At 71.0% G+C, this 19,299-nt stretch carries 16 protein-coding genes, 1 rRNA gene and 1 pseudogene; 10 read left to right on the top strand and 8 right to left on the bottom strand.

What is annotated here, in order from left to right:
- Window positions 1-14: 14 nt before the first annotated feature.
- Together J2Y69_RS08945 and J2Y69_RS08940 are read right to left on the bottom strand one after the other, a co-directional pair.
- Window positions 15-1,193, bottom strand: coding sequence for an alcohol dehydrogenase catalytic domain-containing protein (locus J2Y69_RS08945; protein WP_310019767.1), 1,179 nt, complete (start codon window positions 1,191-1,193; stop codon window positions 15-17).
- A 255-nt stretch (window positions 1,194-1,448) separates the two neighbouring features.
- Entirely contained in the window at window positions 1,449-2,450 is a 1,002-nt protein-coding gene (locus tag J2Y69_RS08940; RefSeq protein WP_310019764.1) for a magnesium and cobalt transport protein CorA, read from the bottom strand.
- Between the two features lie 412 nt (window positions 2,451-2,862).
- On the opposite strand from J2Y69_RS08940, the gene kynA reads away from it, so the two are divergent.
- From kynA to J2Y69_RS08920, 4 genes are read left to right on the top strand one after another with little or no spacing between them, the layout of a single operon-like run.
- Complete coding sequence (gene kynA, locus J2Y69_RS08935; protein WP_310019762.1) at window positions 2,863-3,717, top strand: tryptophan 2,3-dioxygenase; 855 nt, start codon at window positions 2,863-2,865, stop codon at window positions 3,715-3,717.
- On the top strand, window positions 3,714-4,709 hold the full coding sequence (locus J2Y69_RS08930; RefSeq protein WP_310019760.1) for a hydrolase: 996 nt from the start codon (window positions 3,714-3,716) through the stop codon (window positions 4,707-4,709). Before kynA ends, J2Y69_RS08930 begins: the two co-directional genes overlap by 4 nt.
- Window positions 4,706-5,926: a kynureninase gene (locus tag J2Y69_RS08925; protein ID WP_310019758.1), complete on the top strand. Its 1,221-nt coding sequence runs from the start codon at window positions 4,706-4,708 to the stop codon at window positions 5,924-5,926. Before J2Y69_RS08930 ends, J2Y69_RS08925 begins: the two co-directional genes overlap by 4 nt.
- A complete protein-coding gene (locus J2Y69_RS08920) occupies window positions 5,923-6,840 on the top strand; it encodes a PaaX family transcriptional regulator (protein WP_310019756.1) in 918 nt (305 codons plus the stop codon). The genes J2Y69_RS08925 and J2Y69_RS08920 overlap by 4 nt, the downstream gene beginning before the upstream one ends.
- A gap of 685 nt (window positions 6,841-7,525) precedes the next feature.
- Here the strand turns inward: J2Y69_RS08920 and helR are convergent.
- Both helR and J2Y69_RS08910 read right to left on the bottom strand, forming a co-directional pair.
- Window positions 7,526-9,727 (bottom strand): RNA polymerase recycling motor ATPase HelR, encoded by a 2,202-nt coding sequence (gene helR / locus J2Y69_RS08915; RefSeq protein ID WP_310019754.1) that lies wholly within the window; start codon window positions 9,725-9,727, stop codon window positions 7,526-7,528.
- 147 nt (window positions 9,728-9,874) lie between these two features.
- Window positions 9,875-11,077 (bottom strand): MFS transporter, encoded by a 1,203-nt coding sequence (locus J2Y69_RS08910; protein WP_310019753.1) that lies wholly within the window; start codon window positions 11,075-11,077, stop codon window positions 9,875-9,877.
- A gap of 131 nt (window positions 11,078-11,208) precedes the next feature.
- Here J2Y69_RS08910 and J2Y69_RS08905 point away from each other — a divergent pair, with 131 nt between their 5' ends.
- From J2Y69_RS08905 to J2Y69_RS08890, 4 genes are all read left to right on the top strand, one after another.
- On the top strand, window positions 11,209-12,498 hold the full coding sequence (locus J2Y69_RS08905; protein ID WP_310019751.1) for a M18 family aminopeptidase: 1,290 nt from the start codon (window positions 11,209-11,211) through the stop codon (window positions 12,496-12,498).
- Between the two features lie 58 nt (window positions 12,499-12,556).
- Entirely contained in the window at window positions 12,557-14,017 is a 1,461-nt protein-coding gene (locus J2Y69_RS08900; RefSeq protein ID WP_310019749.1) for a purine-cytosine permease family protein, read from the top strand.
- Window positions 14,014-14,574, top strand: a complete 561-nt coding sequence (locus tag J2Y69_RS08895; protein ID WP_310019746.1) for a cysteine hydrolase family protein — start codon at window positions 14,014-14,016, stop codon at window positions 14,572-14,574. The genes J2Y69_RS08900 and J2Y69_RS08895 overlap by 4 nt, the downstream gene beginning before the upstream one ends.
- Window positions 14,575-14,677: 103 nt before the next feature.
- Window positions 14,678-16,150, top strand: coding sequence for an amino acid permease (locus J2Y69_RS08890; protein WP_310019744.1), 1,473 nt, complete (start codon window positions 14,678-14,680; stop codon window positions 16,148-16,150).
- A 126-nt stretch (window positions 16,151-16,276) separates the two neighbouring features.
- Here the strand turns inward: J2Y69_RS08890 and J2Y69_RS08885 are convergent.
- Window positions 16,277-16,720, bottom strand: a pseudogene (locus tag J2Y69_RS08885) (MarR family winged helix-turn-helix transcriptional regulator); the annotation flags it as partial.
- Between the two features lie 63 nt (window positions 16,721-16,783).
- On the opposite strand from J2Y69_RS08885, the gene J2Y69_RS08880 reads away from it, so the two are divergent.
- Window positions 16,784-17,152, top strand: coding sequence for a VOC family protein (locus tag J2Y69_RS08880; RefSeq protein ID WP_310019742.1), 369 nt, complete (start codon window positions 16,784-16,786; stop codon window positions 17,150-17,152).
- Between the two features lie 136 nt (window positions 17,153-17,288).
- Window positions 17,289-17,636: a hypothetical protein gene (locus tag J2Y69_RS08875; protein WP_310019740.1), complete on the top strand. Its 348-nt coding sequence runs from the start codon at window positions 17,289-17,291 to the stop codon at window positions 17,634-17,636.
- A gap of 85 nt (window positions 17,637-17,721) precedes the next feature.
- On the opposite strand, the gene J2Y69_RS08870 is transcribed toward J2Y69_RS08875, so the two are convergent.
- The 3 genes from J2Y69_RS08870 to rrf all read right to left on the bottom strand — a co-directional run.
- Window positions 17,722-18,207 carry an FBP domain-containing protein gene (locus tag J2Y69_RS08870; protein WP_310019739.1) on the bottom strand — a complete coding sequence of 162 codons (486 nt, stop codon included), beginning with the start codon at window positions 18,205-18,207 and terminating at the stop codon, window positions 17,722-17,724.
- A gap of 259 nt (window positions 18,208-18,466) precedes the next feature.
- On the bottom strand, window positions 18,467-18,856 hold the full coding sequence (locus J2Y69_RS08865; protein ID WP_310019737.1) for a hypothetical protein: 390 nt from the start codon (window positions 18,854-18,856) through the stop codon (window positions 18,467-18,469).
- 372 nt (window positions 18,857-19,228) lie between these two features.
- A 5S ribosomal RNA gene (gene rrf / locus J2Y69_RS18110) occupies window positions 19,229-19,299 on the bottom strand; the annotation flags it as partial.

Here is a 19,299-nt window from a genome sequence, read left to right as displayed (position 1 = left end):
CGTCCAGCGGGGGGTCAGCGCGGGGCGAGGCCCACGCGGAGGGGCGCGTCGGGGGACGCCGCCGCGGCGAGCGCCTCGTCGACGGCGGCGAGCGGATGGATCGCGCCGACGAGCTCCGCGAAGGGATAGGCCCGCCCCCGTCCCGCCATGAAGGCGACCGCGGCGGCCAGCTCCTCGCCGGTGTAGCCGTCGACACCGGCGACCGTGACGAGCCCCCGCACGATCCGCTCGGAATCCAGCGCCACGGGATCCGGCGATACAGGAGCCACCGGTCCAGGATCCGGCACAGAGCCTGCGGTGCCCGCAGGGCCGGCGGACTCCGTGGGGAAGACGCTCCCGACGAGCACGACCGCCCCGCCGACGTCCGCGGCGGCGATCGCCGCCGAGACGTCACGCCCCGAGGCCTCGATCACGATGTCGGCGGCCGCTTCGGCGACCGCATCGGGCGTGGTCGCGACCAGCCCGAAGCGACCGGCGATCGCGCGTCGTCCCGGATCCGAATCGACCAGGAGCACGGTCGCCCCCTCCTCCACGGCGATCGCCGCCGCCGTGAGGCCCACCATCCCGGCGCCGAAGACCACGACGCGTGCGCCGCTCGGCTCGTGCACGCGTCCCGCACGGGCGAGCGCCGCCCAGGCGAGCGCCGTCGCGCAGGGGACGGGGGCGAGGGTCGCCGCCGGCAGCGCCTCGGGCACGCGGACGATCGCTGTACCGTCGCGCAGATGCACGTGTCCGCCGAATCCGCCCGTGAGCTCCCAGCGCGGCTCGATCCGCGCATGCCCGTACGTCGCGAGCCGTCGGCACCGCTGCGGGATCCCGGACGCGCATCGGTCGCAGGCGCCGCAGGAGACCGTCATCGACCACACGACCCGGTCGCCGACACGCAGCGGGCTCCCGTCCACGGCCGCCGATCCGCTCTCGCCGATGGCGATCACGCGCCCCACGCTCTCGTGGCCAAGCACGAGGGGCGCGGGCGCCGGGCGCCGTCCCTGCACCGTGAGGATGTCGGATCCGCAGATCGTGGACAGCTCGACCGCCACCAGGACGTCGTGCGGGGCGAGGGCGACCCCGGGCACCGCCATCGCCTGGTGGGGCTGCCCCGGTCCGATCCACACCATCGCGGTCGCGGCCGGACGCAGCGTCACGTCGTGACGGTGCACCGGCTCGCCGCTCGGCGCGAGCACCGCACGCACGTCAGGCCTCCTGCGGCGGGACGGCCCCCGCGTCCGACTCCTCCGCGCGCATCAGGACGACGGGCATGACGGCCGGAGCGTCTCGACCACGGCATGGGCGCCGGAGAGGACGGAAGGGGCGGGGAGTTTCATGGGGGAGGCTTTCGGAGATGGCGGCGGACGGTCCACAGGCACTCTCTCAACCCGGACCGCGACCCGTGCGTACGCCTCGGCAGTATTTCCCGACTGTTCACCCGGGATTCCCCCGCGCGATCCTCAGAGCCAGCGCTTGAACTTGAAGACGCCGAAGAGCGCGACCGCGAAGCCGGCCATCGCCAGGAGCGCGGCGGGATAGCCGAACGCCATGTGCAGCTCCGGCATGTCGTCGAAGTTCATCCCGTAGATCGTGCCGACGAGGGTCGGCGCGAAGATGATCGCCGCCCACGACGAGATCTTCTTGATCTCGTCGTTCTGCGCGAGGCTCGCGTCCGCCTGCCGCCGCGCGACCAGCGCCGACTGCACCGTGAGCGCGTTCTCCAGGATCGCCCGGAAGGACACCACGCGCTCGTCGATCCGGATGACGTGGTCCAGCACGTCCCGCAGCGAGCGGCGGAGCTCGACGTCCACGTGGTACTTCTCCGATCCGCGACGCAGCGCCTCCAGCATGCCCGCGAGCGGATGCACCGCCCGCTGCAGGTCGATGACCTCGCGGGAGAGCGTGTAGATGCGGCGGGACAGAGCATCGTCGTCGCTGTCGCCGAACAGCTGGTCCTCGATCTCGTCGATGTCGTTCTCGAGTCCGGCGATGACGGGCTCGTACTCGTCGACGACCTCGTCGAGGATCGCATAGAGCACGGCCTCCGGCCCCATCGCGAGCAGCTCGGGATTGGCCTCCATCCGCCGACGCACCGAGGCGAGGTCCGGCGACTCCGCGTGCCGGATGGTGACGACGAAATCGGGGCCGACGAAGAGGTGCAGCTCCCCGATCTCCACGTGCTCCTGCTCGTCGCGGTAGCGCGCGGGACGGAGCACGGCGAAGAGCGTGTCGCCGTAGCGTTCGAGCTTGGAGCGCTGATGCCCGCTCAGCGCGTCCTCGACGGCGAGCGGGTGGAGCCCGAACTCGTCCGCGACCGAGGCGACCTCCGCAGGGCTCGGCCGGTAGAGGCCGATCCAGGCGAGGCCCGCGTGGGCGTCCATGATCCGGTAGGTGTCGTCCAGGTCGGTCGGGGCTTCCACCCGCCGTCCGCCCACGTACACGCCGTTGTCGATAAGAGCCATTGTGCGATCCGTTCTCGCGCGCACGTCCGCTCGGGCCGTGCGATCTTCCGTCAGCTGCTCGAAGGGCGCCACCGATGGAGGCCGCGACGGAACGTCATCGCGTATCGAACCCTGTCGATACGGCTACGCGCGGGAGAGGACCCGGAGCGCGTCGAGACGGCGTCGCTGCACGGCGGCGCCGGTACTATCACCTGCCATCGCGCTCACCGCCTCTCGCGTCATCGGCCTGGCGGCCGGATCCGGACGGGGCCTGCGCCGTGGAGAACGGCACCATGACCCGACCGACAACCCTACTCCCCCGGCCCCGGCACCGCCATTCGGTGCCCCGTTCCGGCGCCAGGTTCGGACGTCGGCTCCATTCACAGACATCTCACTCTTATGACGACCGCCATGATTACGATATGTTCACCTCATGACCGCGCAGGACAATGAGCGCTCGCTCGAGGACGGCATCGTCACCGACCTCCGCGACCGGATGACCTACGGCTCCTACCTGGACCTTGACCGGCTGCTGTCGGCGCAGCATCCGGTGAGCGAGCCGGAGCACCACGACGAGATGCTGTTCATCATCCAGCACCAGGCCACCGAGCTGTGGCTCAAGCTCGTGCTCCACGAGCTCGGGACCGCGCGAGATCGTCTCGCCGAGGACGATCTGCGCGCCGCGCTCAAGCACATCGCGCGGATCAAGCACATCCAGGAGGTGATGACGCAGCAGTGGTCGGTGCTGGCGACCCTCACCCCGACCGAGTACGCGCAGTTCCGCGGATCGCTGGGGAACTCCTCGGGCTTCCAGTCGGTGCAGTACCGGGCGGTGGAGTTCGCACTGGGGAACAAGAACGAGCGCATGCTCGGGGTCTTCCGCGACAGCCCCGAGGATCTCGCGCTCCTCACCGCCGAGTGGGAGCGCCCCACCCTGTACGACGAGTTCCTGCGGCTCATGGCCCGTCGCGGCCTCCCCGTCCCGGAGGACGTGCTCGGCCGCGACGTGCGGACCGCGTACCGCATGAACGACGACCTCGTGCCCGTCTTCCGCCAGGTCTACGAGAACCCCCGCGAGCACTGGGAGCTCTACGAGGCCTGCGAGGAACTCGTCGACGTCGAGGACAACTTCCAGTTCTGGCGCTTCCGGCACCTGCGCACGGTGACCAGGACCATCGGCCGGAAGATCGGCACCGGCGGCTCCAGCGGCGTCGACTTCCTCCAGCGTGCGCTGGAGCTCACGTTCTTCCCTGAGCTGTACGCGGTCCGCACGGAGATCGGCCGGTGACAGCCCCCTCATCCGTCGCAATGCGCGCCGCCGCGTTCTTCGACGGGACGACGATCCGCGAGGGCCGTCTCGTCCTGGACGACCGCGGCGCGCGGCTGGAGTCGGAGCCCGCGCCTCCGGGGACGGCCCGGGTGGACGGGCTGATCACCGGACGCCCGACCGATCACCACGTGCACCTTCAGCTCGTCGATGCTGAGCGCCTCGGCACGGGCCTCCTCGGGCGGGTGGTCGACCTCGGCGCCGAGCCGTCCTGGATCCGCGCAACGGCCGACCGGTCCGGCGGGAGAGTCGCGTTCGCCGGGGCCTTCCTCACGCCACCCGGGGGCTATCCGTCGGATCGCTCGTGGGCACCGGCAGGCTCGGTCCGCGAGGTCGGGGATGCCGCAGGGGCGGCCGCCGCCGTCGCCGAGATGCGGGCGGCGGGCGCCTCCGTCGTCAAGGTCGCCAGCAATCTCGCGGCGGGCCCCGTGTTCGACGACGACCTCCTCCGCGCGATCGTCGACCTCGCCGCCGCCGCGGGCCTGCCCGTCGTCGTGCACGCCGAAGGGCCAGGACAGGCCCAGCGCGTCGCGCGACTCGGCGCCGCATGCCTCGCCCACGCCCCGTTCACGGAGCGGCTGACGGACGACGAGATCGTCGAGCAGGCAGCGGCGATCGAGTGGATCTCGACCCTCGCGATCCACTCCGGCGAGGCTCTCCGCATCGCCCTCGACAACGTCCGCCGCTTCCATGCCGCGGGCGGCATATTGCGCTACGGGACGGACATGGGCAACGGCCGCGGCCCCGTCGATCTGCGCGTGGACGAGATCGACGCCCTGCGCACCGCGGGCATCGAGGGCATCGCCCTCCTCCGCACCCTCGCGCTGTCCGATCCGCTCGCCGCATCCGATCCGCTCGCCCCGGATGCGGGCCTGCTGATCCTTCCCGACGGAGACCCAGCCCGGGCCCGCCGCCTCACCCCCGCCGACGCCCTCGAAGGAGGCTCGACATGACCGATGACGCCCTGCTCGCCCTGGCCCGCGCCCTGGATGCCCAGGATCCCCTCGCCCGGCACCTCTCCGCGTTCGCGGAGGCGCCGGGGGTCGACGCCTACCTCGACGGGAACTCCCTCGGCCGCCCCCTCGCGGCCACGCCGGAGCGCATCGCCGCCTTCGTGCGGGAGGACTGGGGCACGCGCCTCATCCGCTCGTGGGACGAGCAGTGGATCGAGCTGCCGATGCGTCTCGGCGACCGGATCGCCGAGGTCGCCCTGGGGGCGTCCGCCGGGCAGACGGTCGTCGCCGACTCCACCAGCGTGCTGCTCTACAAGCTCATCCGCGGCGCGATGGCGCACGACCCTGGGCGCACCGAGATCGTGATCGAGGCCGGCAACTTCCCGACCGACCGCTTCATCGCCGACGGGGTCGCCGCCGAGGTCGGAGCCGTCGTACGGCGGCTGGATCCGGACCCGGTCCGGGGCGTGACGGTCGAGGAGCTGGGCGACGTCCTCTCGGACCGCACCGCCCTCGTCGTGCTCAGCCAGGTGGACTACCGATCCGGAGCACTGGCCGACATGCGCGCGATCACCGCGGCGGTGCACGACGCCGGCGCCCTCGTGCTGTGGGACCTGTGCCACTCGGTCGGCGTCGTCCCGATCGAGCTGGACGCCTCTGGCGTCGACCTCGCCGTCGGCTGCACGTACAAGTACCTGAACGGGGGTCCGGGCTCCCCCGCGTTCGCCTATGTCCGATCGGGCCTGCAGCCGTCCTTCCGTCAGCCGATCCACGGCTGGTGGAGCGCCGCCGACATCTTCGCCATGGGTCCGGAGTACGCGCCGGCATCCGGCATCCGCCAGCTCCTCAGCGGCACCCCGCCCGTGCTGTCGATGCTCGCGATGCAGGGCATGCTCGACCTCATCGCCGAGTCGGGGATCGAGGCGGTGCGCGCGAAGTCCGTCTCGCTCACCGACTTCGCCGTGCGGGCGTACGACGAGCTCCTCGTCCCGCTCGGCGTGCGGCTGCTGAGCCCTCGCGACGCGGCACGGCGGGGCGGGCACGTGACCATCGGGCATCCGGACTTCCGGGACGTGACGCAGCGGCTGTGGGCCGATGGCGTGATCCCCGACTTCCGCTTCCCCGACGGCATCCGCCTCGGCCTCTCGCCGCTCAGCACCTCGCACGAGGAGACGCTGCGCGGGGTGCTCGCCGTCCGCGACGCCCTCGCCGGATGAGCGGCCCCCTGGTCGATCGCGGCGACGGGGCGACCGGGGCGCTGCTCGACGACATCGACGCCCGCCCCGGCAGCACCGCCTCGTTCCTCCGGACGATCATCGGCCTCTACCTGCGCCGGCTCGACGGGTGGATCGCGACCGCCGACCTCGTCCGCCTCATGACGGACCTCGGCGTGCCCGCCGCCCGGACCCGCACGGCCCTGGCCCGGGTGAAGCGGCACGGGCTCCTCGTCCCCGACCGCAGGGACGCGATCGGATACCGCCTGGCGGCGAGCGCCGAGCCCATGCTCGCCCGTGGGGACCGACGGATCTTCGCCGTCCGGCAGATGACGCGCGAGGAGGGCTGGTGTCTCATCTCGTTCTCGGTCCCGGAGAGCCGGAGGGACCTCCGCCACCAGCTCAGGCGGAGGCTCGGCTGGATCGGCTGCGGGATGGTGTCCGCGGCCCTCTGGGTCTGCCCGGACCACCTCGGCGATGAGGCCCAGGAGATCGTGGACGAGCTGGGTGCCGGCCCGTTCGCGACCGTGTTCCGCGGCGCGACGCCCGGCGCGGATCCGTCCGTCGCCGTGCAGTCCTGGTGGGATCTCGACGCGCTCCGGCGCGAGCACGAGACGTTCCAGGCCGCGATCCCCTCGCTCCTCTCCACGAGAGCGGCTGAACCGGGAGCGGCGGGCGCGACGGGAACCGGAAAGGCGGGCGGGGGGACGCTTCCGATCGATGACGCCGCGGCCTTCGCCGACTACGTTCGGCTGATCGACGCCTGGCGGATCCTCCCCTACGTCGATCCGGGACTTCCCGCGGAGCTACTGCCCGCAGACTGGCCAGGAACCCGCAGCGTGGCCGGATTCGCCGAGCTCTCCGCACGCCTGGACGCCCCGTCGTGGCGGCACGTCCAGGCCGTCACGAACCGCTGAGCACCTTCCGGCCCGCACGGCCGTCCGCCCTGTCGGCCCGATCCACCCCCGTCGGCCCAAACACGCACATCCACCCGACAGAACTGCATCCATCCGACACAGTGAACCCAGCCGATCTGATTGCCCAGTGCCCAAGGGCGTTGGCCGTTGCCGATCCCAGCCAACCTGTCAGCCAGGTTCACCCCTCACGCCCGTCGGCCCGATCCATCCCCGTCGGCCCAAACACGCAGATCCACCCGACAGAACTGCATCCATCCGACACAGTGAACCCGCCTGACCCGATTGCCCCACCTCAAGGGGCTGACCGATGCCCGCCCCAGCCAGCCAGCCAGGGGCACCCTTCACCCTGTCGGCCCGACCCACCCCTGTCGGCCCAAACACGCACATCCACCCGACAGAACTGCATCCATCCGACACAATGAACCCGCCTGACCCGATTGCCCCACCTCAAGGGGCTGAGACTGGCGCCCACCCCAGCCAGCCAGCCAGCCAGCCAGCCAGCTAGCCAGGGGCACCCCTCACGCCCGTCGGCCCGATCCACCCCTGTCGGCCCAAACACACAGATCCACCCGACAGAACTGCATCCATCCGACACAGTGAACCCATCCGGCACAGTGAACCCGCCGCGCGAGGCCAGCCCACCCGCGCGAGCCCGACCCCAGGACTCAGCCCCAGCCCCAACCCCTCAATCCCTCAGGAGGACGAGCTCCTGCGTCGCGCGGGTCATCGAGACGTAGCGGTCGACGGCACCCTCGATCCCCTCGCCGATGGCTGCGGGGTCGGCCAGCACCACGAGGTCGAACTCCAGCCCCTTCGCGGTCTGCGGGGTCAGCGATCGGACGCGCGGATGCCGGTACGGCACGCCGCCGATGACGCACGCGATCCCCTCATCGTGCGCCTCCAGCCAGGCCGCGACGATCGCATCGCGCTCGGAGACGGCGGCGTGCCGGACCGGGATCCCGCTGCGCCGCACGGATGTCGGGACGTTCGCGTCCGGCAGGACGGCGCGGATCACGGGCTCCGCCGTGAGCATGACCTCTTCCGGCGTGCGGTAGTTGATGCTCAGCGTCGACTCGCGGACGCCGCGGAGCCCGATCCGCTCCAGTCGCTCCTGCCAGCTCTCCCAGAAGCCGTGCCGTGCCTGCGCGCGGTCGCCGACGATGGTGAGGCTCCGGGACGGGACCCGGCGCAGCAGCATCCGCCATTCGGCGTCGGTGAGCTCCTGCGCCTCGTCCACGACGACGTGCGCGAAGGGACCTGCGAGCGCGTCGGGGTCGGACCGGAGGAAGTCCGCCTCGCCGAGCAGCATGTCCCGCATGCCCTCGCCGTCCTCGCCGCGGAAGAAGCCGGTGACCTCGCCCTCGCGATCATCGTCCGCCGCGAGCAGCTCGTCGATCACCCGCTCGCGAACCTCGCGCTCCTCCTCGGTGACCGCCTCCTGCCGCCGCCGGGACCGCGGCGCGTCGGGGTCTCCGATGAGGTCCCGCGCCAGATCGAGGAACGGCAGGTCCGACCGCGTCCAGGCCCGGGGATCCGCACGCTGGAGCGATGCCCGCTCCTGCGCGGTCAGCCACGGCGCGCACAGGTGGAGGTAGGCGGGCTCGGACCAGAGGTCGGCCACGACCCCGGCCGGGTCCAGCACCGGCCACGCCCGCGTGAAGGCCCGCTGCAACGGGCGGCTCTGCCGGAGCGCCCGGTCCAGCTGTCGCGGCGGCAGGTCATCGTCCGCGGCGCTCTCGACGAGCCGGCCGATCAGCGCGTTCCAGACCACGTCGCGCGCCTCGTCATGGGGCGTGCCCGACTCCGGCGCCTCGAACGCGTCCGCCCAGTCCTCGGGCTCGATCGTCAGATCCCGCCACGGCGTCTCTACCCGCAGCGCGACGGTCGGCGGGTCCTCGTAGTAGCGGACCGCGGCCGTCACCGCGTCGAGCAGCCGCGCCGAGGACTTGAGCCGCAGGACCTCGGGATCCTCCTCCACGGGCATCGCGTCGCCCTCCCGCCCCTCGGTCACGAGATCCGGGAGCGTGCAGACGCGGACGCCGTCCTCCCCGAGGCTCGGCAGCACGTCCTCGACGTAGGAGAGGTAGGGACGGTGCGGGCCGACGAAGAGGATCCCGCCCCCGCCGCGCCCGAGACGCGGCTCCGCGTGCATGAGGTAGGCAGCGCGGTGGAGCGCCACCACCGTCTTCCCCGTCCCCGGGCCGCCGTCGACGACGAGCGCGCCCCGGGAGGATGCGCGGATGATCGCGTCCTGATCGGCCTGGATCGTGCTCAGCACGTCCCGCATCCGTGGCGATCGGCTCGCGCCGAGGCTGGCGATGAAGGCGGACTGGTCATCGAGCGCGGCGTGGGCCTCCCCCGCCGCGCGCAGCGCCTCCGGGTCGAACACCTCGTCCCAGTAGTCCGTCACGTGCTGACCGGTCCAGCGGTACCGACGGCGGCTCACGAGGCCGTGCGCGTCGGCGTGCGTCGCGCCGAAGAAGGGCTCGGCGGCCGGCGCACGCCAGTCCACGAGCAGCCGTCGCCCGTCGTGGTCGCTCAGCCCGATCCGTCCGACGTAGACCGGCGCCGGATCGTCGCGGCCGACCATGCGCCCCAGGCACAGATCAGCTCCGAACCGGCGCAGCAGCTGCCGCCGCGCGGCGGTCCGATGGATCTCCAGGTCCCGGTCCAGTGCCTCCTGCCCGTGGCGGACATGCATGCCCTTGAGCCGGACGAGGCGGTCTCCGAGCTCCTCGATCTCCGCGTCCAGGGTCGCGACGACGGCACGGAGGTGCGCCTCGTCGGCGGAGATCGCGGCGGGCGCCGCCTTGCGGGAGAGGGCTGTGGGCAGGGCGAAGATCCGCGTCTTCTCCAGGGTGGTTTTCGTGGTCTGATCAGGCGTCATCGAGGCTCCGGTCTCGCAGGGGGCCACCCATTGTGCCGGGGCGAGGGGGCCTTGCCGCAAGCCCCACCCCCGCCGGTAGAATGGAGGTGCGGGCAGGGAGACCTGCCCTTCTTCATACCCGGGTCACACCAGCCCACGGGCACGACGTCAGACGCCTGGCTCCGGGGTCGTCCCGGTACCGCGGGCGCCGAGCTCCACGCACGCCACGACCAGCGCGAGGACGGCCACGGCGATCGCGAGCACAAGGCCCGCCGCGGACAGCGAGGTCGCTCCCGCGAGGATCCCGACGATGATCGCGGGCACCGCCAGCATCAGGTAGACGCCCGCGAAGAAGGCGGAGGACACGGCACCGCGCTCGGCGGGCTCGACCCGCTCGACCGTGGTCCCGATCGCGGCGTTCATGCACAGGCCGCCCGCGACCCCCGTGACGACCGCCGAGGCGATGAGCCAGGCGAGCCCCGTGACCGCGAAGGCAAGGCCGAGCATGGCCGCCGAGGCGACGAGTCCGAGGCATCCGGTCACGAGCGCACGGTGCGCGGTCATCCTCCGCGCGAGGATCTGGCCCACGGCCATCCCGAAGAAGGCGATGCCGACGACGGCGCCGGCCAGCAGGTGGCTCGCGAGATGGAGGGACCCGGCGAGGAACAGGGCGCTGGTGGCCGTGAGCACGCCGAGGACCGCGAACCCGGAGCCGGCGGCGAGCACCGCGCGGACGAACGGGGCGCGGATCCGTGCGGGGACGGACACCCGCTGGACACGGAACCGCGCGCCCGCAGCGACCCGCGGGGCCGGCACGAGGACGATGAGCCCGAGCAGGGCGAGCACGGAGAGCGCGAGGTAGACGGCATAGGGGACGACGAGGGGCGCGGCGACCAGGGCCGAGAGCACGCCGGCGCCCAGCGTGCCGAGAGCGAGCCCTCCGGCATTGACGGCGACCGCGAGCGTGCCCGCGGAGGCGCGGCGCGCGGCGGGGAAGAGGTCGATGATCGCGGCTGTGCCCGTTCCGCTCATGAGCCCGGCGGCGAGGCCGGAGAGCACCCGGGCGGCGAACAGCACGGGCAGGGCCGGCGGGAGGAGGAACAGGGCCGTGCTGAGGATCGCCAGCACGACCGCGGCGATCAGCACCGGGCGACGGCCGATCACATCGGACAGCCTCCCGAAGACGACGAGCGCCGCGACGACGCCGAACGCGTAGACCGCGAACAGCAGCGTGACCATGAGCGGGGCGAAGGAGAGCTGCTCCGCATAAATGGCGTACAGCGGTGTGGGAAGGGTCGTCCCGGCCATCACGATGAGGAAGGCGAAGGCCGTCGCGAGGACGGCGGTGCGGGCGGGAGGAGAAGCGGTCATGGTCTCTCCGTTCGGGTCTTGTCTTCCCGACGAACATAACATGTTACGAGACAACATGTCTCGTTTTAGCGGACGACGGATCCCGACCATAGGATCGTGGGAGCCGCGTCCACCGTCAGGAAGGTGCCTCGATGGCCCCCTCGCCCTCCGCCCTCTCCCACGTCGCCGACCTCGCCGACTTCGTCGCCGCCTCGCCGTCGAGCTATCACGCCGCGGAGGAGGTCGCCCGCAGGCTTCAGGCCGCCGGCTTCGAGCGGCTCGACGAGACCGCCGAGTGGCCGGCGCAGGCGGGCGGGCGGTACGTCGTCGTCCGCGACGGCGCCGCGATCGCCTGGGCGGTCCCGGCCGGTGCGACGGCGACCACGCCGGCGAACGTGTTCGGCGCGCACACCGACTCCCCCGGGTTCAAGCTCAAGCCGCGCCCGACCACCGGGTCCCGGGGCTGGCTGCAGGCCGCGGTCGAGGTGTACGGCGGTCCGCTGCTGAACTCGTGGCTGGACCGCGAGCTGCGCCTGGCCGGGCGCCTGGCCCTCGCCGACGGCCGCGTCCTCCTCGCCGACACCGGGGCCCTGCTCCGACTCCCCCAGCTCGCGATCCACCTCGACCGCTCGGCGAACTCGGGCCTGTCGCTCGACAAGCAGTACGAGACGCAGCCCGTCTGGGGGCTGGGCGACCCCGCGGACGCCGACCTCCTCGCCGAGCTCGCCGACGCGGCCGGCGCGGATCCGGCCGAGGTCCGCGGGTTCGACGCCGTGCTCGCCGACGCCGCCCGCGGCGCGGTCTTCGGCAAGGACGACGCGTTCTTCGCCAGCGGGCGCCTGGACGACCTCGCCTCGGTCCACGCCGGCGTCGTCGCCCTCGCCGAGCTCGCGAGCGGCGGGTTCGACGGGGACCGGATCGCCGTGCTCGCCGCGTTCGACCACGAGGAGCTGGGATCGGGCTCGCGCTCGGGTGCCGCGGGACCGTTCCTCGAGGACGTCCTGGAGCGGATCTACGCCGGCCTCGGCGGAGACATCGCCGACACCCGTCGCGCCTATGCGGCGTCGTGGTGCCTGTCCAGCGACGTCGGGCACTCGGTGCACCCCAACTACGCGGGCAAGCACGACCCGGTCGTGCAGCCCGTCCTCGGCTCCGGGCCCATCCTGAAGATCAACGCGAACCAGCGCTATGCGACCGACGCGCTGGGCGCCGCCGCCTGGCACGGGTGGTGCGAGGCGGCGGGCGTCTCCTCGCAGGAGTTCGTCTCGAACAACGACGTGCCCTGCGGATCGACGATCGGGCCGATCACCGCGACGCGCCTCGGCATCCGCACCGTCGACGTCGGCATCCCGATCCTGTCGATGCACTCGGCCCGCGAGCTCGCGGGCGTGAGCGACCTGCACGACCTGTCCCGGGTCGCCGGGGCCTTCTTCGCCGGCTGACCGACCGTGGCACCGCGGGGACTCCCCCTACGGGGTCGCACGGTGCCAGGATGAGGGGATGACCGAGAGCACGTCGCCCTCCTCCTCGACGCTGATCGAGCGCACGGGCATCGAGATCGTCCCCGAGTCCGATCGCACCGCCAGGCCCCGCGACCTGTTCTGGCCCTGGTTCGCCGCAAACGTCTCGGTGTTCGGGATGTCCTACGGCTCCTTCCTGCTGGGCTTCGGCATCTCGCTCTGGCAGGCCACCGTCGTCTCCGTGATCGGGATCGTGGTGTCGTTCCTGCTGTGCGGCCTGATCGCGATCGCCGGGAAGCGCGGGTCCGCCCCGACCATGGTCCTCTCGCGCGCCGCGTTCGGGGTGCGGGGCCAGAAGATCCCCGGCGTCGTCTCCTGGCTGACCTCGATCGGCTGGGAGACCTCGCTCGCGATCACCGCGGTCCTCGCCACGACCACCGTGCTCCACGCGCTCGGCTGGGTCGGCGCCGACGGAGACGTGCTCGTCAAGGTGATCGCGACCGTGCTGGTCGCGGCCCTCATCGTCGGGGCATCGGTCCTCGGCTACCACACGATCATGCGGCTACAGTCGGTGCTCACCTGGCTGACCGGCGGCTTCACGATCCTGTTCCTCGTCCTCACGTTCTCGCACATCGACTGGTCCGCCGCCTTCTCGCGCCCCGACGGGACGTTCGCGCAGATGATCGGCGCCCTGGTCATGGTGATGACGGGGTTCGGGCTCGGCTGGATCAACATCGCCGCCGACTGGTCCCGCTATCAGCGGCGTACCGCCTCGGACGCGCAGATCGTGACCTGGAATACCATCGGCGGCTCGGTCGCCCCGGTCGTGCTGGTCTTCTTCGGCCTCCTGCTCGCCGCCTCGGACGACGGCCTCGCCGCCGCGGTCGGTGCGGACCCGATCGGCGCCCTCGCCACCCTGCTCCCGCCGTGGGCGCTGTTCCCCTTCCTCATCGTCGCGATCCTGACCCTCGTCTCGGGTGCGGTGCTCGGCATCTACTCCTCCGGGCTGACGCTCCTGAGCCTGGGGATCCGGATCCCCCGCCCCGCCGCCGCCGCGGTGGACGGGGTGATCCTCACCGCGGGAACGATCGTCGTGGTCTTCTTCGCGACGAGCTTCATCGGGCCCTTCCAGTCCTTCCTCATCACGCTCGGCGTGCCCATGGCGTCCTGGGCGGGCATCCTGATCGCCGATATCCTCCGCCGGCGCCGCGACTATGACGAGGAGGCGCTGTTCGACCCCGCCGGCCGCTATCGCGCCTGGGACGGGATCTCCATCGGCACGATGATCGTCGCCTCGGTCATCGGATGGGGCTTCGTGGTCAACGGCTTCGCCGACGCCGCGCCGTGGAACAACTGGCAGGGGTACCTGCTGTTCCTGATCGGCGGCAAGGAGGGCGAGTGGGCCTACGCCAACCTCGGAGTGTTCTTCGCGCTGGCGCTGTCCTTCGTCGTCGCCTGGTTCGCGAGGGCCGGACGGATCAGTCGCCAGGAGCAGGCGTGACGACGGACGCAGCGCCCTGGCTCGTGGTGATCGATCCGCAGCACATCTTCGCCTCCCCGGACTCGGCCTGGGGGTCGCCCTTCTTCGCCGAGGCGTTCGCGAACGTCCGCCGGCTCGCGGACGAGGCGGGCGACCGGGTGCTCGTCACGCGCTGGCTCCCGACCGCCGACCGGTCCTCCTCCTGGGGCGACTACTTCGCGGCCTGGCCGTTCGCCGATCGCCCCGAGACGGACCCGCTGTTCGACCTCGTGCCCGAGGCGCGGGAGCTGTCCCCCCATCCGACGTTGGACCTGCCGACCTTCGGCAAATGGGGCCCTGCGCTGGAGGCACGTACGGGAGGTGCCCCCGTCGTCCTCGCCGGCGTCTCCACGGACTGCTGTGTGATTTCCACGGCACTCGCCGGGGCGGACGCCGGAGGCCGCATCACGATCGCCGCGGACGCCTGCGCCGGCTCCACGGCGGCCAACCACGACGCGGCAGTCCAGGTGATGACGCTGTTCCCGCCGCAGATCACGGTCTCCGACACCGCCTCGTGCAGGACCGCTCTGCGCGGCTGAGCACCGCCTCTTCTCCGCCCCTCGCCCGTGCGGGCCGAGGCCGAGGGCCGGCATGCAGTACAGTGACCACCGTCGAGTCGATGAAGACGAGGGGGGATGCCTGATGACCACCACCAAGCCGAGTGAGGGCGCGCACACCGGGAAGCCGAACGGAGGCGGCGAGGGGGAGGAGCATCTCCAGCGCGCGCTGAGCAACCGCCACATCCAGCTCCTCGCGATCGGCGGCGCGATCGGTACCGGACTGTTCATGGGGAGCGGCAAGACGATCTCGGTCGCCGGCCCCTCCGTGATCTTCGTCTACATGATCATCGGCTTCATGCTGTTCTTTGTCATGCGGGCGATGGGCGAGCTCCTGCTGTCCAACCTCAAGTACAAGTCGTTCAGCGACTTCGCCGGTGACCTGCTCGGCCCCTGGGCGAGCTTCTTCACCGGATGGACGTACTGGTTCTGCTGGGTGGTCACCGGCGTCGCCGACGTCATCGCGATCGCCGGATACTCCCAGGCCCTCATCCCCGGCATCCCGCTCTGGATCCCCGGCGTCATCGTCATCGGGATCCTCCTCGCGCTGAACCTGCCGACCGTCGCCGCCTTCGGCGAGGTGGAGTTCTGGTTCGCGCTCATCAAGATCATCGCGATCGTCGCCCTGATCGTCACCGGCCTGGTCCTGATCTTCACCGGCTTCGAGCACCCTGCCGGCCGCGCGGACTTCGCCAACCTCTGGAACCACGGCGGCCTCTTCCCGCACGGGTTCATGGGCTTCGTCGCCGGCTTCCAGATCGCCGTCTTCGCGTTCGTGGGCATCGAGCTGGTGGGGACCGCCGCCGCCGAGACCAAGAACCCGCGACGCAACCTCCCGCGGGCGATCAACGCGATCCCGATCCGCGTGATGCTGTTCTACGTCGGCGCGCTGGTCGTGCTGATGGCGGTCACGCCGTGGACCGAGTACCAGGCCGGGGAGAGCCCGTTCATCGCGATGTTCGCGCTTGCAGGCCTCGGCATCGCGGCGACCGTGGTGAACCTGGTGGTGCTGACCTCGGCGCTGTCGAGCGCCAACTCCGGCATCTACTCCACCTCCCGCATGGTCTTCGGTCTCGCGCAGGACGGCGACGCCCCGAAGGTCTTCGCGAAGCTGTCCCGACGCAAGGTCCCCCAGAACGCCCTGTTCCTGTCCTGCGTGCTCCTGCTCTCGGGCGTCGCGCTGCTCTACGCGGGCGAGGACATCGGGACGGCGTTCGACATGGTCACCACGGTCTCGGCCGTCTGCTTCATGTTCGTGTGGACGATCATCCTGCTCAGCTACCTCGCCTATCGTCGCAACCGCGCTGAGGCCGCTGCCTCGTCGGCCTACCGGATGCCGGGCGGCGTCTTCATGGTCTTCGTCGTCTTCGGGTTCTTCCTGTTCGTCCTCTGGGCCCTGACGACGCAGCCGGACACGCTGATCGCGCTCCTGGTGACGCCGATCTGGTTCGTGATCCTCTTCGGCGCATGGATGTTCGTGCGCCGGTCGCCGAACCATCTGGCGCGCCACGCGGCGCACATCCGCCACCTTCGCGCGCCGGGCGGGCAGGAGGGCTGACCCTCAGTCCCGTAGCGCCGCACGGACGCCCGACCCGCCATCGGCGGTCGGGCGTCCGTGCGTCCCGAGGTCATCACCCGCGGGACCACTGCCACTGCCACTGCCACTGCCACTGCCACTGCCACTGCCACTGCGGAGGGAGTGGACCATGCTCTGCAGGATGCGGAACGCGTCCGCCTGCTCGGCCTCGGTCATCCCCGCCAGCATCCTCCTCTCGACGGAGCGGACGGCCGCGGTCGCCGCAGCCAGGCTCCGTCGGCCGTGAGGCGTGAGCCGGGCAGGGAGCACCTTTCCGACGGTTGCCTCCGCGGGCCTGGTGACGGCCCCCTCCCTCTCCAGCGCCTGGAGCAGCACGTTCATCGACTGTCGCGTCACGAAGGCGCCCCGCGCGAGCTCGGAGCTCGACAGGCCGGGACGCTGCGCGAGCAGCTCGAGACAGGAGTAGTGCGTGATGCTCATCCCGAGGGGCCGCAGCACCTCCTCCATCGCAGCGCGCAGAGCGCTCGACGCCTCCTTCAGCAGATACCCCAGCGACGTCTCCAGATCGATGCCCGTATCGCCTTGACTCATGTCAGTATTCTGACATATGGTTGCGCATGTCAGAAAACTGACACAGAGAGAAAGAGCGACACCATGTCCGTCACCGGCCCCGATTTCATCTCCCTTCAGACACAGGATCTCGACGCCTCGCAGGCCTTCTACGAGCGGTACCTGGGTCTCGTCCGCTCGCCGGCCGGCCCTCCTCACGCCGTCGTCTTCGAGACGACGCCGATCGCGTTCGCCCTCCGTGACGTCGTCCCAGGCACGGACCTCGCCTCCGCCGCCCGACCCGGGATCGGCGTCGCGGTCTGGCTCCACGCCACGGACGTCGACGCCATCCACGACGCGCTGGTCGAGGACGGCCACTCGATCGCCGCAGCCCCCATCGACGGGCCCTTCGGCCGGACGTTCACCCTCATCGACCCCGACGGCTACCACGTCACCCTCCACGACCGCGCCTGACCGTCCGAGCGCCGAGGGCGCGCATCAGGGCGCGCCTTCACGGCGGCGTTTGTTTCCGTCCGTGTCGACCCGGCTTCTGCCCGTCCGCACCCGGTTCTACGCTGAGTCGACCGGAACAGACAGAAGGAGTCATCCCGTGAGCACCCCGCAGCCCCGTCTCTCGCCCCTCGAGGTGCGCGGAGGCACGGCCTGCATGTGCGAGCACGGCGACGTCTGCTCCTCCTTCGCGCCGGGTCACGCGCTCCACCTCATCCAGAACCGCCTCGCATCCGCGACACCGCTCGGATGGATCGACGGCATCGTCACGGAGACGGATGCCGCCGCCGGAGTCGTCCGGGTGACGGCGCTCGACGGCGACGCCCACACGGTCTGGAACGCCGGGGGCGCCGCCCTCGACGCCGTTCCCGGCACGCCGGTCGCGCTGCACCTGCGCTGGAACGTGCTGGCGATCGGCCCCCTCCGCTACAACGTCGCCGCTGCCTGATTCGGATCGACCCGGTCCTGCTCAGGACTGACCAGAGCAGGGCCGGGTGGGCCGGGTCAGGATCCGAGTCCCGGTCCGAGCCTGCTCAGGAGCTCAGCTCAGCGATGAACCCCTGCACGTGCTCCTGCAGCCGGAGGATCCGCAGTTCCCTGGCGGTCTCCCTGTCGTACCCTTCGTAAGCGAGTGGGGGAAGCCGCCGAACGGTGGCCGAGCACTCGAAACCGGAGCAGATCAGGGTCCCGATCGTGCCGCCGTTGCGGCCTGCTGTGCCCGCCTTGCGCGCAGCGAAGAACTGGACGTCATGGCGCAGGGTCACATCGTCGCACCACGAGCACTGCGCTCGTGCCAGCACCCGCTGTTCGGCGCGCTGGAGAAGAACCGAGACCACGCCCGCCTCGCCGGAGGAGACGACGTAGGCACGACGCGGCATCTTCGGGTCGGTCCAGCCGAGGAAGTCGAGCCGATCGAAATCGATCTCGGCGAAGCTGGGCGGCAGCGTGAGGGACGAGACCTCCTTGCGGGAGGCGTTGATGAAGGAGGCGCGGATCTCGCGCTCAGTGACGGGAAGCATGACTGTGCTCTCTGAGGAGTGGTGATGTCGCCGCAGCGAACGGCGATGTGAAGGACGGCAGGTCGCCGTTCCGTGGAACGCGATCGCCGAGGCGCGGGCATGACTTGTCGCCCGTGAGTGCTCCGATCACCGGCGACGGGATCCGCCGCCGGCGGGGAATCAGCCTCTGCCGTCGGCACAACGCGCGCCGACGACCTCCTTCCGCGCCCTCAGGGCGCTCACCACAACATGCATCCGTCGAGTCTAGACCAGCCTGCGGTCAGCGGGCCGCGATCATGCTCTCCCGCACCATCGCGCACGCATCCATGCATGCCTGGCAGGCAGCGGCACACATCTTGCACACCTCGCTGTTGTCGGCGTGCTCCATGCACTCGTCCATGCAGACCTGGCACATGGCGATGCAGGCGTCGAGCATCGCCATCATCGCGGCCGGCGTCATCCCCTGCATGCGCATCATCGTCCGCATCATCGTGTTGCACATGTCCGCGCAGTTCATGCACGCGGGAGAGCACGACATCAGCTGCGTCGAGCACACCGTGCACGCCTGCTCGCAGGCCGCACACGCGTCCATACAGGCCTGCATCGCCGCCATGTCCATCTCCATGCCCGGCATCGCGGTCTTCATCGAGTCCATCATCATCGCGTCCATCAGCGTTCCCCTGTCGTCATCGGATCGGCAGACGTCGCGGCTGCCTGAGGCCAGGCTAGCCCTGCCTCGCCGTTCCGTCGATGACGAGATGCCTGGGAATCGAGAGGCGGCGTCCCGTGCAGGCTCGCGCGTAGCGCGGGCCTGCACGGGCGGGCGTAAGCGCGGAGAATCCCGACGCGCACGCGGCGGAGGTCGACGCGCTCGCGCCCCGACACTCTCCCCGGGAGCCTCCGCGTTAACGCAAGAAAGCCACCCATCGCTGGGTGGCTTTCTCTCGAACAAATGCGGAAAGGCCACCCTTCGATGGGTGGCTTTCTCTCGAACAAATGCGGAAAGGCCACCCTTCGATGGGTGGCCTTTCCGTGAAAAGGAGTCCGGCGGTGTCCTACTCTCCCACAGGGTCCCCCCTGCAGTACCATCGGCGCTATGAGGCTTAGCTTCCG

This window comes from Microbacterium resistens, from assembly GCF_031456305.1.
GTDB classification, from domain to species: domain Bacteria; phylum Actinomycetota; class Actinomycetes; order Actinomycetales; family Microbacteriaceae; genus Microbacterium; species Microbacterium resistens_A.
This window is presented reverse-complemented; position numbering and strand designations above follow the sequence as displayed.